Source organism: Pseudomonas sp. Irchel s3a18, from assembly GCF_900187535.1.
GTDB lineage: Bacteria > Pseudomonadota > Gammaproteobacteria > Pseudomonadales > Pseudomonadaceae > Aquipseudomonas.
In genome coordinates this window covers 152,639-165,850 of sequence record NZ_FYDV01000004.1, presented here as the reverse complement: position 1 = coordinate 165,850, position 13,212 = coordinate 152,639, and the positions used below count along the sequence as shown (strand labels likewise).

The 13,212-nt window shown below is 61.4% G+C and carries 8 protein-coding genes and 2 pseudogenes; 6 read left to right on the top strand and 4 right to left on the bottom strand.

Annotated features, from left to right (window positions below):
- Window positions 1-46 precede the first annotated feature (46 nt).
- On the top strand, window positions 47-1,849 hold the full coding sequence (locus CKW29_RS07970; protein WP_095148254.1) for an acyl-CoA dehydrogenase: 1,803 nt from the start codon (window positions 47-49) through the stop codon (window positions 1,847-1,849).
- A gap of 60 nt (window positions 1,850-1,909) precedes the next feature.
- Here the strand turns inward: CKW29_RS07970 and CKW29_RS26300 are convergent, their stop codons facing one another.
- The 4 genes and pseudogenes from CKW29_RS26300 to CKW29_RS07955 form a co-directional block, all read right to left on the bottom strand.
- A complete protein-coding gene (locus CKW29_RS26300; protein WP_371850651.1) occupies window positions 1,910-2,617 on the bottom strand; it encodes a methyl-accepting chemotaxis protein in 708 nt (235 codons plus the stop codon).
- Window positions 2,618-2,824: 207 nt separating this feature from the next.
- Window positions 2,825-3,682, bottom strand: a pseudogene (locus tag CKW29_RS26295) (cache domain-containing protein); the annotation flags it as partial.
- 261 nt (window positions 3,683-3,943) lie between these two features.
- A complete protein-coding gene (locus CKW29_RS07960) occupies window positions 3,944-4,246 on the bottom strand; it encodes a cell division protein ZapA (RefSeq protein ID WP_095078080.1) in 303 nt (100 codons plus the stop codon).
- On the bottom strand, window positions 4,243-4,473 hold the full coding sequence (locus tag CKW29_RS07955) for a hypothetical protein (protein ID WP_095144675.1): 231 nt from the start codon (window positions 4,471-4,473) through the stop codon (window positions 4,243-4,245). The genes CKW29_RS07960 and CKW29_RS07955 overlap by 4 nt, the downstream gene beginning before the upstream one ends.
- 279 nt (window positions 4,474-4,752) lie before the next feature.
- Between CKW29_RS07955 and CKW29_RS26290 the strand changes: the two are divergent.
- The 5 genes and pseudogenes from CKW29_RS26290 to selO all read left to right on the top strand — a co-directional run.
- Window positions 4,753-5,475 (top strand): annotated as a pseudogene (locus tag CKW29_RS26290) (MCP four helix bundle domain-containing protein); the annotation flags it as partial.
- Window positions 5,476-5,505: 30 nt separating this feature from the next.
- The gene (locus CKW29_RS26285) at window positions 5,506-6,378 is read left to right on the top strand and encodes a methyl-accepting chemotaxis protein (protein ID WP_371850789.1); all 873 of its coding nucleotides are present in this window, start codon (window positions 5,506-5,508) and stop codon (window positions 6,376-6,378) included.
- Between the two features lie 186 nt (window positions 6,379-6,564).
- A complete protein-coding gene (locus CKW29_RS07945) occupies window positions 6,565-8,307 on the top strand; it encodes a potassium/proton antiporter (protein WP_095078077.1) in 1,743 nt (580 codons plus the stop codon).
- Window positions 8,308-8,341: 34 nt separating this feature from the next.
- On the top strand, window positions 8,342-11,692 hold the full coding sequence (gene mscK, locus CKW29_RS07940) for a mechanosensitive channel MscK (RefSeq protein ID WP_095148251.1): 3,351 nt from the start codon (window positions 8,342-8,344) through the stop codon (window positions 11,690-11,692).
- Window positions 11,693-11,740: 48 nt separating this feature from the next.
- The gene (gene selO / locus CKW29_RS07935; RefSeq protein WP_095148250.1) at window positions 11,741-13,204 is read left to right on the top strand and encodes a protein adenylyltransferase SelO; all 1,464 of its coding nucleotides are present in this window, start codon (window positions 11,741-11,743) and stop codon (window positions 13,202-13,204) included.
- The last annotated feature ends 8 nt before the right edge of the window (window positions 13,205-13,212 follow it).

The following is a 13,212-nucleotide window of genomic DNA, read 5'->3' as shown; positions in this document are numbered from 1 at the left end:
CCTTCCCACGCCTAGACTCGGTCCATTCCAAAACAGGTAGGCCGCCATGTCCGAGACGTTGCTCAGTTCCCGAAATCTGGCTTTCGAGCTGTATGAAGTCCTCGATGCCGAGGGCCTGACCCAGCGTGAGCGTTTCGCCGAGCACAACCGTGAAACCTTCGACGCCGCCATTGGCACCGCCCGCAGCATCGCCGAGAAGTTCTTCGCCCCGCACAACCGCAAGGGCGACGAGAACGAGCCGCGCTATGAAAACGGTCAGGCGATTCTGATTCCAGAAGTGAAACCCGCCGTGGATGCCTTTCTCGAAGCCGGCTTTCTCAACGCCGCGCGCAGCTTCGAAGCAGGCGGCATGCAGTTACCGACGCTGTTGTCGCAAGCCTGCTTCGCGCACTTCCAGGCGGCCAACGCGGCGACGACGTCCTATCCGTTCCTGACCATGGGCGCCGCCAACCTGATCGAGAGCTTCGGCACCGAGGAACAGAAACGACGCTTCCTGCAACCGATGATCGACGGCCGCTTCTTCGGCACCATGGCCCTGACCGAGCCCCACGCCGGTTCGTCGCTGTCGGACATCCGCACCCGCGCCGAACCCGCGGCGGACGGCACCTATCGACTCAAGGGCAACAAGATCTTCATCTCCGGCGGCGACCATCCGCTGTCGGAAAACATCGTGCACATGGTGCTGGCCAAACTGCCGGATGCACCCGCCGGGGTGAAGGGCATCTCCCTGTTTATCGTGCCCAAGTTCCTGGTCAACGACGACGGCAGCCTGGGCCAGCGCAACGACGTGCTGCTGGCCGGGCTGTTCCACAAGATGGGCTGGCGCGGCACCACCTCCACCGCGCTGAACTTCGGCGACAACGGCGAGTGCGTCGGCTACCTGGTGGGCCAGCCGCATCAAGGCCTGAGCTGCATGTTCCAGATGATGAACGAGGCGCGGATCGGCGTCGGCATGGGCGCGGTGATGCTCGGTTACGCCGGTTACCTGTACTCGCTGGAGTACGCCCGCGAACGCCCGCAAGGCCGCCTGCCGGACAGCAAGGACCCGAACACCGCACCGGTGTCGATCGTCCAGCACGCCGACGTCAAACGCATGCTGCTGACCCAGAAGGCCTATGTCGAAGGCTCGTTCGACCTGGGACTGTATGCCGCGCGATTGTTCGACGACACCACTACCCTTGAGACCGAAGCCGAGCGCAAGCAGGCCCATGAACTGCTGGATTTGCTGACCCCCATCGTCAAATCCTGGCCGTCGGAGTTCTGCCTCAAGGCCAACGAACTGGCGATCCAGATCCTTGGCGGCCACGGCTATACCCGCGAATACCCGGTGGAGCAGTACTACCGCGACAACCGCCTGAACCCGATCCACGAAGGCACCCATGGCATTCAGTCACTGGACTTGCTGGGGCGCAAACTGGCGCAGAACGGCGGAGCCGGACTCAAGCAGTTGATCCGCTTGATCGCCGACACCGTTGAGCGGGCCCACGCCCATGAATCGCTGACCCCATTGCGCGAACCGCTGGAAAAACTGGTAGCGCGCCTGCAAACGGTGACCATCGGCCTGTTGACCGACCTGGCCCAGGGCAAGATCAACGGCAGCCTCGCCAACTCGGCGCTGTACCTCAAGGCGTTCGGCCACACGGTGATCGGCTGGCGTTGGCTGGAGCAGGCGATCCGCGCCGAGGAAGGCTTGGCCAAGGGTAATGCCGTGGATGTGAGCTTCTATAAAGGCAAGCTGCAAGCGGCGCGCTACTTCCTGACCTGGGAAGTGCCGGCTTGCCACCATGAACTGGCGATTCTCGAGGCACGGGATGATGTGTGCCTGGGTATGCAGGATGAGTGGTTCTGACATCCTACACTCCGCCTGACCGATCGTTCCCACGCTCCGCGTGGGAACGATCCCCCCTTGTCAGCTCAGCTTGAACCCACCCATCTGCCGCGCCAGATCATCCGCCAACCGCTGCAACGTCTGACAATCTTCCCGGCAAGCCCTGACCTCCCCCGCCGTGGCCCGTGCCAGGTCGGAGATGCCCTGCACATTGCGGTTGATCTCTTCAGTCACCGCCGACTGCTCTTCGGTGGCCGTCGCCACTTGATGGTTCATGTCGCTGATGTGTTCAACCTGTCCGGTAATCGCCGTTAGTGAAGCACCCGTGCGCTGGCTCGACTCGACACCGGTGCCGGTTGCGGCCTGTCCGGACTGCATCGACGACACCGCATTCTCCGCCCCCTGCTTGAGGCTGCCGATCATCTGCTGGATCTCATCGGTAGAGGATTGCGTACGCCGGGCCAGCGTGCGGACTTCATCGGCCACCACCGCAAAGCCACGGCCCATGTCGCCAGCCCGCGCCGCTTCGATGGCGGCATTGAGCGCCAGCAAGTTGGTCTGCTCGGAGATCCCACGGATCACCGCCAACACCTGATCGATAGAAGCCACCTGAGTCGCCAGTTCGCCCACGGCCTGGGCGGCAATGCCGATTTCGTCGGACATGCTTTCGATATGGCGGATCGAGCCGCCAACTACTTCCCGGGCCTGCAAGGCTTCGTCGCGGGCCGTTTGCGAAGCGACGGCCGCATTACCGGCGTTCTGGGCGATTTCCTGTACGGTCAGGCCCATCTCATGCACTGCGGTGGCGACCATGTCGGTCATTTCCTGCTGCCGACCGGAGCGTTGCGCCGTGTTTTCCACCACCTGCGCCACCTGCCCGACAGCTGTGCGCAAGCGTTCGCTGGTGGCCAGCACGTCGCCGATCATGCTGCGCTGGTTTTCCAGGAAGCGATTGAAGCCACGGGCCAGGTCCCCCAGCTCATCGGCGCGGCTGGCGTCCAGCCTGTGTGTCAGATCGCCACCACCGCTACCAATCGCTACCAGCGCCGCTGTTACCTGACGGATCGGTCGCACCAAACCACGGGCCAGTACGATCACCAACAACAGGCATACCAGCGCGACCCCCAACCCGATAGCGCTGGTGAACCACATCGCGCGCCGGGCTTCGGCATAGATCTGCGACTGTGGCACTTCGGCCACCAGGGTCCAACCGAGATCGCGAAGGGGCAGGCTCAATGCCAGGAAATCTTCGCCATCGCGGACAAAGCTGCTGGTGGCGGATTTTTGGCCCATGATCGCTTGCGCCGCCGCAGCGCCAACCTGCTCGCTCAGGGTACGTTTCCCGCTGAACTGCGCCTCGGGATGAACCTGGATCAATCCGTCGGAGCGCACCAGATAGACCTTGCCGCGCTCACCGAAGCTGAAATTGTGAATCAACTCCGACAGCTCTTTCATGCTCAGGCCCAGCCCGGCAACGCCCACGACTTTACCGGCCTGCTCGACCTTGAGGTCGATGAACAGCGCCAATTCTCCGGTGGCCGTGTCATTGTCGATATTGAGGGTGCGGGGCTGGTTGCTGTCCATGAACGAATAGAACCAGGCGTCGGCGGGATTGGAGCGGCTAAGGGTGCGATCCAGGCCTTTTTCAGTGATGTAGTGGTTCGACGCGGCGCCGATGATTAGCGCGGTGAACGCCTTGTGTTCGCCGCGAATGCCTTCCAGATACTGCGCGAAGGTCGCCGTCCGGGCACTGCTTTCACCTTCGGCCAGCCAGTCGCGCACCATGCTGTTGCTGGCGATGTCCTTGGCGGCGGTGAGCGGCTGAACCAGAATCCGCTCGATGTCGTTGCGCATCGCTTCGATGCTCGACGGCAGCGCTTGTTCGACCAGATAGCGCTGGGCGAGGTTGTTGACCACCAGGGTATAAATGCCGACCACGATCAGAATACTGACCAGCAGGGCGGTGCCCATACTCAGGATCAACTGCCATTGAATACTGCGTCGCCAGAACTGCATGAAGCACCCCCAAAGAGTAAGAGGCAAAAATGCTGCAACAGCCGTGCCGATTGTATACAACAGAATCGACAATCTACTCTTTGGTTGTGCGCATACCGATCAGCCCTGGTTGATCGTCTTGGCGATCACTTCAACCGTGGCGCTGACTTGCTCTTGGTAACGGTCGAGTTCCTGCTGGTGGCGCTTTTGCATTTCCAGCTGCTGCGAACACAGGTTCATCGCCGTCAGCACCAGCAGTTTGTCCCCGATCAGGGTCGGGTATTTCTTTTTGGTCTCAGCCAGCACCGCTTTCAACATAAGCGCGGCGTCCAGCAGGGTCTGCTCTTCCCCGGCCGGCGCCTTGATCGAATAGTCCTCTCCAAGAATCGAGACGACTTTTACCCCATCGGCACCCTGTCTCATGCGTTCACAGGACCTGCGCTCACACGCTCAACCAAGGCTTGAATGCGCGCAACGGCGGCGCCCTGCTTTTCTTCCTGTTCCATCAGGCTCAGTTGCAGGCTTTCGTTTTCGTCCTTGGCCTGGGCCAGCTCTGCACTCAGGGCTTGATGGGCGGTCTGCAGGTCCTGGTTCTGTTGCACCAGATCGCTGACCAGTTGTTCCAATTGACTCAGGGTTGCTTCCAACATTTTTGATTTTCCGGGCATTTTCAAAGGGCGCGTACGATAAAGAAAAGTCACCACAGGCGCCAGGGTTATTACGGCGCAAAGCCTTGATTTTCCTGGCGGCGACTTTGCTTGCACGTGTTAAAGACTGCGATTGGCCGGTCAGGTTCCTGACAGCTCGTCAGCGCATGCGGATCTGCGGCAAATGCACGCAGCGACTCAAGACTTTAGTCGTATGACCGATAAGTCATGCATACCCCTTCTCAGCCCTCGTGCCCGTGCGCGTCTGTTTGGTAAAAAACCATGTCCCTACGCTCTATGAACATCGCCCCCCGGGCGTTCGCCGGCTTTGCCCTGATTGGCACGCTGATGTTGATTCTCGGTGTATTCGCCTTGAACCAGATGAGCAAGATTCGCGGGGCCGCCGAGGACATTACCCAGAACAGCGTACCGAGCATCAAGAGCCTCGATGAGTTCACCCAACTGACATTGCGTCTGCGGGTGCTGTCCTACCGCTTGCTGATCAACCGCGAAGCAGACACCCAACAACAGACACTCGCCCTGCTCGACCAACGCAACCAGCAGATCCGCGAGGCCCAGGCGGGCTACGAGAAGTTGATCTCCAGCCCGCAGGAACGCGCAGCCTACGATCAGTATGTGACACTGCTGGGCCAGTACCGCCAACTTGAAGAGCGCATGAAGGCGCTGTCGCGCAACAATCAGGTCAGCGAGCTGCAAACCCTGCTCAACACCGAACTGCTGAACAACTCCGAAGCGATCAACTCGGTGCTCAACCGGTTACTGGAAATCAACACCCAGGGGAGCCTCGACACCAATCGGCAAGCCGCTGACCAGTACGCTTCGGCGTTCAACCTGGTAGTCGCCCTGTTAGTGGTCGCCACTACCCTGACCCTGCTCTTCGCCTGGTTGCTGACCAACAGCATCACTCAGCCGATCGCCAAGGCCCTGAACGCCGCCGAAGCCATCGCCGAAGGCAACCTGACGCGCCCAATCACGGTCGACGGTACTGACGAAGCCGGTCGCCTGTTGCTGGCGATGTCGAAGATGCAGGAAAAACTGCGCGATACCCTGCAACGTATCTCAGGTTCCGCGACTCAGTTGGCCTCCGCTGCCGAAGAGCTCAACAGCGTGACCGACGAAAGTGCCCGTGGCCTGACCCAGCAAAACAACGAAATCGAGCAGGCCGCCACGGCAGTCAATGAAATGACCAGCGCCGTCGAAGAAGTGGCACGTAACGCAGTCAGCACCTCCGAGGCCTCAAAAAACGCCACCGCCTCTGCTGGTGACGGTCGTGACCTGGTGCAGGAAACCGTCAGCGCCATCGAGCGCATGAGTGGCGATGTGCAAAGTACCGCCACCCTGATCGGCAACCTGGCCGAGGAGTCGCGTGATATCGGCAAGGTGCTGGACGTGATTCGCGGCCTGGCCGACCAGACCAACCTGCTGGCACTCAACGCCGCCATCGAAGCCGCGCGCGCCGGTGAAGCCGGTCGTGGTTTTGCGGTCGTCGCCGACGAAGTGCGTGCGCTGGCGCATCGCACCCAGCAATCGACCAGCGAAATCGAACGCATGATCGGCAGCATCCAGAGCGGCACCGAACACGCCGTCGACTCGATGCGCAACAGCACCGAACGCGCCGAGTCGACATTGAACATCGCTCGTGGTGCCGGCCTGTCGCTGGACACCATCAACAGTGCCATTGTCGAGATCAACGAACGCAACCTGGTGATCGCCAGCGCGGCAGAGGAACAGGCCCTGGTGGCCCGTGAAGTCGACCGCAACCTGGTGAACATCCGCGACCTGTCGATACAGTCCGCCACCGGCGCCAACCAGACCAGTGCCGCCAGCAACGAACTCTCGCGCCTGGCGGTGGACCTGAACACCATGGTTGGGCGGTTCAACCTGTAACAGTCACCGATCACACTGTGGCGAGGGAGCAAGCTCCCTCGCCACAGTGATCACATGCCTGGCCCGCTGGGTATTACGTGCGTCAAAAGCTTTTTGACAGCATCACATTTCAACAGGTTAGAATCGCTGGCACGCACACTGCATGGTCCGTTTGCGCCCGCCTTTCTGCTTTCTGGAGTACTGCCTTTGAATGCGACGACCATCAACAGCCTGTTCTTGATCGGCGCGTTGCTGGTAGGTGCGAGCATTCTGGTGAGCTCACTTTCTTCCCGCCTGGGCATCCCGATTCTGGTGATCATCCTGGCGGTGGGCATGGCTGCCGGCGTCGATGGTGCCGGCATCATCTTCGATAACTACCCCACCGCGTATCTGGTCGGCAACCTGGCCCTGGCCGTGATCCTGCTCGACGGCGGATTACGCACCCGGGTCTCGAGTTTTCGCGTGGCGTTATGGCCAGCCTTATCGCTGGCCACGGTCGGGGTGCTGATTACCACCGGGCTGACCGGCATGGCGGCAGCATGGCTGTTCGACCTGAACCTGATTCAGGGCCTGCTGATCGGCGCCATTGTCGGCTCGACAGACGCCGCGGCGGTGTTCTCGCTGCTCGGCGGCAAAGGCCTGAACGAACGGGTGACCGCCAGCCTGGAAATCGAATCCGGCAGCAACGACCCGATGGCGGTGTTTCTCACCGTCACCCTGATCGACATGCTTGCCAGTGGCCAGACCGGCCTGCACTGGAGCCTGCTGACACACCTGCTGCGTGAGTTCGGTATCGGTGGCCTGATTGGCCTGGGCGGCGGCTGGCTGATGCTGCAAATGGTCAACCGCATCCATCTGGCCGCCGGCTTGTACCCGATCCTGGTCATCGCCGGTGGCCTGGTGGTCTTTGCCCTGACCAACGCCCTGCACGGCAGCGGCTTCCTGGCGGTGTACCTGTGCGGCCTGGTGATCGGCAACTGCCCGGTGCGCAGCCGCCACGGCATCCTGCATATGCTCGACGGCATGGCGTGGCTGGCGCAGATCGGCATGTTCCTGGTGCTGGGGCTGCTGGTGACACCCCACGACTTGCTACCGATTGCCCTGCCCGCCCTAGGGCTGGCGTTGTGGATGATTCTGTTTGCCAGGCCCCTGTCGGTGATTGTTGGCCTGCTGCCGTTCAAGGCGTTCCACGGCCGTGAAAAAGTCTTTATTTCCTGGGTCGGCCTGCGCGGCGCGGTCCCGATCATTCTGGCGGTGTTCCCGTTGATGGCTGGCCTGCCGAATGCCCAGCTGTACTTCAACCTCGCGTTCTTTATCGTACTGGTATCGCTGCTGGTGCAGGGTACAAGCCTGCCGTGGGTCGCCAAGCTGCTGAAAGTGACGGTTCCGCCAGAACCCGCGCCCATCTCCCGGGCCGCGCTGGAAGTGCATGTCACCAGTGAGTGGGAGCTGTTCGTTTATCGCCTGGGTGCCGAGAAATGGTGCATCGGCGCTGCCCTCCGCGAGCTGAAAATGCCCGAGGGCACCCGTATCGCGGCACTGTTTCGCGGCCAGCAACTGCTCCATCCGTCGGGTAGTACGGTGCTTGAAGTGGGCGATTTGCTCTGTGTCATCGGCCATGAACACAACCTGCCGGCTTTGGGAAAACTCTTCAGCCAGGCGCCACAACGGGGCCTCGATTTGCGCTTCTTCGGCGACTTCGTCCTGGAAGGCGACGCCCAGCTGGGCGCGGTTTCCGCGCTATATGGGCTACAACTCGAAGGGGTCGACCCGGACATGCCGCTGGGGCGCTTCATTACCCAGAAAGTCGGGGGCGCGCCAGTGGTCGGTGACCAGGTGGAATGGAACAACACCATCTGGACGGTGGCGGTCATGGAAGGGAACAAGATTGCCAAAGTGGGCGTCAGATTCCCCGAAGGAAGTCGCCCAGGTCCCGGGTTGTTCCTCTAAACTCTTTTTTTCGCTACGTTCTCGATCGGTCTTTATGCCAACCCTGCGCACATTCATAGCTATCGCCCTGCTGGGGCTGAGTCTCTCCGTCGGCACCCTGCAGGCGGCCGAACCACCGTCCGCCGAGGCCGTGCAAAGGAGCCTGGACAAGATTGCCGAACGCAAACTGCCCGAGGCGGATCAAAAGGCCCTGCAATTAGTGTTGCAACAGACGCTGATCCAGTTGTCCAGCCAGGCCGATAACGAGAGGCGCCTGAGCGACCTCAAGCAGCAGCTGAGTACCGCCCCCAAGCAAAACATCGAGAACCAGCGCGAGCTGGAACGCCTCAAGGCCACCAAGGTGGTGCCGGTCGCCCAGCGCTACGCCAATCTGAGCGTGTCGCAGCTCGAGCAAATGCTCACCGAGCGCAGCACCCAGCAAAGCGATCTACAAAAGGCCCTGGCCGAGGCCAATAGCCTGATCATCACTGCGCAAACCCGTCCCGAGCGCGCCCAGGCCGAGATCAGCAGCAGCCAGACCCGCATCCTGCAAATCAACAACATCCTCAAGGCGGGCAAGGACAACGGCAAGGCGCTTTCCAAGGAACAGCGCGACCAGCTCAATGCCGAGCTCGCCGCGTTGAACGCACTGATTCCGTTACGCCGCCAGGAACTGGCCGGTAACAGCCAGCTGCAAGACCTGGGCAATACTCAGCGCGACCTGTTGATGGAACGCACCGCGCGCATGGAGCAAGAGATCCAGGACCTGCAAAACCTGATCAACCAGAAGCGCCTGGCCCAGTCTCAAGAGACCGTCACCCAGCAGTCCATCGAAGCCCAGAAAGCCGGGGGCAGTAGCTTGCTCGCCGCTGAAAGCGCGGCCAACCTGAAGCTCTCGGACTACCTGCTCAAAAGCACCGACCGCCTCAACGAACTGACCCAGCAAAACCTGCAGACCAAGCTGCTGCTCGACAGCGTGACCCAAAGCGACGCCGCGCTGGATGAACAGATCAGCGTGCTCAAGGGCAGCCTGCTGCTGTCCAAGATTCTCTATAAACAGAAGCAAAGCTTGCCGCGCCTGCGGGTCGACCGCGACCTGGCCGACCAGATTGCCGACATTCGCCTGTATCAGTTCGAGGTCAATCAACAACGCGAGCTGATCGGCAATCCCGTCGCCTATGTGAGTAACCTGCTGGCCGCTCAACCGGCCGATCAGGTCACCCCGCAACTGCGCAAGAACCTGCTGGAACTGGCCGTCACCCGCGCCGACCTGCTGGAGCGCCTGAACCGTGAGCTGAGCTCACTGCTCAACGAATCCATCACCCTGCAACTCAACCAGAAGCAACTGCTCACCACGGCCCAGAATCTGCGCGCGACGCTCGATGAACAGATGTTCTGGATCCCCAGCAACAAGCCGCTGGACCTGGAATGGATGCGCAGCGTACCGGCGCGTCTGGAGAAACAGATCAACACCCTGCCATGGACCTCAAGCCTGAGTGAATTGAGTGACGGCCTGATCCAGCGGCCGCTGCTGTTCACCCCGCTGGCGCTGCTGATCGGTTTTCTGGTGTGGCGCCGTAAATACCTGTATGCCCGATTGAACAAGGTTCACCAGGACATCGGCCACTTCAAGCGTGACAGCCAATGGCACACACCACAGGCGATCATGATCAACGTGTTGCTGGCGATGCCGGTTGCCCTGGGTCTGGCGCTGTGCGGCCTGGCCTTGCAGATTGACGCGCGCGGGCAGAACGCCAACCTCGGGGCCGCCCTGCTGCAAGTCGCCCAGGCGTGGCTGGTGTTCTACACCGCCTACCGGATCCTTGCACCGGGCGGTGTGGCGGAGCTGCATTTCCGCTGGGAGCGACCGCAGGTGGAATTCCTGCGGCGCTGGATCCGTCGCCTCGGGATGGTGGTGTTCGCGCTGGTGGCCGTGGTGGCCGTTGCCGAGTTGCAACCGGCCGCGCTCGCCGATGACGTGCTCGGCATCGCCGTCGTCCTGACCTGCTACGCCTTGATGGCCTGGCTGCTCAGCCGCCTACTGCTCAACAGCCCGACCCACAACAACGCGTCGCTCTTTCGCAAGGCCGTCGGAGTGATGTTCACCGTGCTGCCGGTCGCCCTGTTCATTGCCGTGTGTTTTGGCTACTTCTATACCGCCCTGAAACTCAGTGACCGACTGATCAACACCCTTTACCTGCTGATGTTCTGGCTGGTCATCGAAGCCACCTTCGTGCGCGGCCTGGCGGTTGCGGCACGGCGCCTGGCCTACCAGCGCGCACTGACCAAGCGCCAGGCGGCGAAAGAAGCCGGTGACGGCGATGCGGTGGTCGAAGAGCCGACGCTGGACATCGAGAAGGTCAACGAACAATCCCTGCGCCTGATCCGCCTGGCCCTGCTCGGCGGCTTCATCGCCGCGCTGTACTGGGTCTGGGCCGACCTGATCACGGTGTTCTCGTACCTGGACAACATCACCCTCTACGAGTACACCAGCGGCACCGGCGCCAACATGAGCATGATCCCGATCAGCATCGGCGACATGCTCGGTGCACTGATCATCATCGGCATTACCATGGCCCTGGCGCGCAACCTGCCGGGGCTGTTGGAAGTCCTGGTGCTGTCCAAGCTCAACCTGGCCCAGGGCAGCGCCTACGCCACGACCACCCTGCTGACCTATGTGATCGCGGGTATCGGCTTTGTCACGACCCTGTCCACCCTCGGCGTGAGCTGGGACAAATTGCAATGGCTGGTGGCAGCGCTCTCGGTCGGCCTGGGTTTCGGCATGCAGGAAATCTTCGCCAACTTCATTTCCGGGATCATGATTCTGTTCGAGCGCCCGGTGCGGATCGGCGACACCATCACCATCGGCAACCTGTCAGGCACGGTGAGCAAGATCCGCATCCGTGCCACGACCATTACCGACTTCGACCGCAAGGACATCATTGTCCCGAACAAGACCTTCATCACCGGGCAATTGATCAACTGGTCCCTGACCGACACCGTCACCCGCGTGACGCTCAAGCTCGGTGTCGACTACGGCTCCGACCTGGATCTGGTCAAGGAACTGCTGCTCAAGGCCGCTCGCGAAAACCCGCGCGTGCTCAAGGAACCCGAGCCACACGTGTACTTCCTGAACTTCGGCGAAAGCACCCTGGACCACGAACTGCGCGTGCACGTGCGTGACCTCGGCGACCGCAACCCGGTGCTCGACGAGATCAACCGCTTCATCAACCGCGAGTTCAAGAAGCAGCACATCAACATCTCGTTCCGGCAGATGGAGGTCTACCTCAAGAACCTTCACGGCCAGGAGTACAAGATGGTGCCGATCGAGCCGGAGGCCAAGACCATCGTTCCCGTGAACGACCTCACTGCCGGAGCAAAGCCGCCGGTGTCCAAGCTCGACTAACGAACCAATCCCCAGCAGAATGCTCGGACATTCTGCTGGAGATGGCCGTTGAAAGCCCTCGACGAACTGACCTTCGATAACCGCTTCGCCCGCCTGGGCGACGCGCTCTCAACCCATGTGCTGCCCGAACCCATTGCCGAGCCATGCCTGGTCGTGGCCAGCCCGGCGGCCATGGCGCTGCTCGACCTTGACCCGGCCGTTGCCGAGACACCGGTGTTCGCCGAACTGTTCAGCGGCCACAAGCTGTGGGCAGAGGCCGAGCCCCGGGCGATGGTCTACTCCGGGCATCAGTTCGGTGTTTACAACCCGCAACTGGGCGACGGTCGCGGACTGCTGCTGGGTGAGGCCTACAACGAAGCCGGCGAGCACTGGGACTTGCACCTCAAGGGCGCCGGGCAAACACCCTACTCGCGCATGGGCGATGGTCGCGCCGTTCTGCGCTCCTCGATTCGCGAATTCCTGGCCTCCGAAGCCCTACAGGCCTTGGGTATCCCGACCACTCGCGCCCTGTGCGTGATTGGCTCCAGCACCCCGGTCTGGCGTGAAAAACAGGAACGGGCAGCAATGCTCCTGCGCCTGTCGCCAAGCCATGTGCGCTTCGGACATTTCGAATACTTCTACTACACCAAACGGCCCGAGCAGCAGAAGGCACTCGGCGAGCACGTCCTGGCGATGCACTTCCCCGAGTGCCTGGAGCAACCGGAGCCGTACCTGGCGATGTTCCGTGAAATCGTCGAGCGCAACGCCGAACTGATCGCCAAATGGCAGGCCTATGGTTTCTGTCACGGGGTCATGAACACCGACAACATGTCGATCCTGGGCATCACCTTCGACTTCGGCCCGTTTGCCTTCCTCGATGACTTCGATGCCCACTTCATCTGCAACCACTCCGATGACCAGGGCCGCTATTCGTTCAGCAATCAGGTACCGATCGGCCAGTGGAACCTCAGCGCCCTGGCCCAGGCCCTGACCCCGTTCATCAGTGTCGAGGCCCTGCGCGAAACCCTCGGTCTGTATTTTCCGTTGTATCAGGCTCACTACCTGGACCTGATGCGCCGCCGGCTCGGCTTGACCACTGCTGAAGACGATGACCAGACACTGGTCGAGAACCTGCTGCAATTGATGCAGAACGCAGGCGTCGACTACAGCCTGTTCTTCCGTCGCCTGGGCGATCATGCCCCCGAGCTGGCGGTCACCCGGCTGCGTGATGACTTCGTCGACATCAAGGGCTTCGATGCCTGGGCCGAACGCTACTGCGCGCGCGCCGCCCGTGACGGCGATAACGATCAAGCCCGGCGTCGCATCCGCATGCACGCGGTCAACCCGCTCTACATCCTGCGCAACTACTTGGCGCAAAAGGCCATCGACGCAGCACAAAGCGGTGACTATGCAGAGGTTCGCCGCTTGCACGCTGTACTGAGTGATCCATTCACGGAGCAGCCGGGAATGGAGCGTTACGCCGAACGTCCACCCGAGTGGGGCAAGCACCTGGAGATCAGTTGCTCATCGTGAAGCGGCTC

What these genes read in the sequence shown, in the direction of transcription:
- CKW29_RS07970 (WP_095148254.1), top strand. Translation starts at nt 47, where the DNA reads ATGTCCGAGACGTTGCTCAGTTCCCGAAATCTGGCTTTCGAGCTGTAT.
- CKW29_RS26300 (WP_371850651.1), bottom strand. Translation starts at nt 2,617, where the DNA reads ATGGGCCTGACCGTACAGGAAATCGCCCAGAACGCCGGTAATGCGGCC.
- CKW29_RS07960 (WP_095078080.1), bottom strand. Translation starts at nt 4,246, where the DNA reads ATGAGACAGGGTGCCGATGGGGTAAAAGTCGTCTCGATTCTTGGAGAG.
- CKW29_RS07955 (WP_095144675.1), bottom strand. Translation starts at nt 4,473, where the DNA reads ATGTTGGAAGCAACCCTGAGTCAATTGGAACAACTGGTCAGCGATCTG.
- CKW29_RS26285 (WP_371850789.1), top strand. Translation starts at nt 5,506, where the DNA reads ATGTCGAAGATGCAGGAAAAACTGCGCGATACCCTGCAACGTATCTCA.
- mscK (WP_095148251.1), top strand. Translation starts at nt 8,342, where the DNA reads ATGCCAACCCTGCGCACATTCATAGCTATCGCCCTGCTGGGGCTGAGT.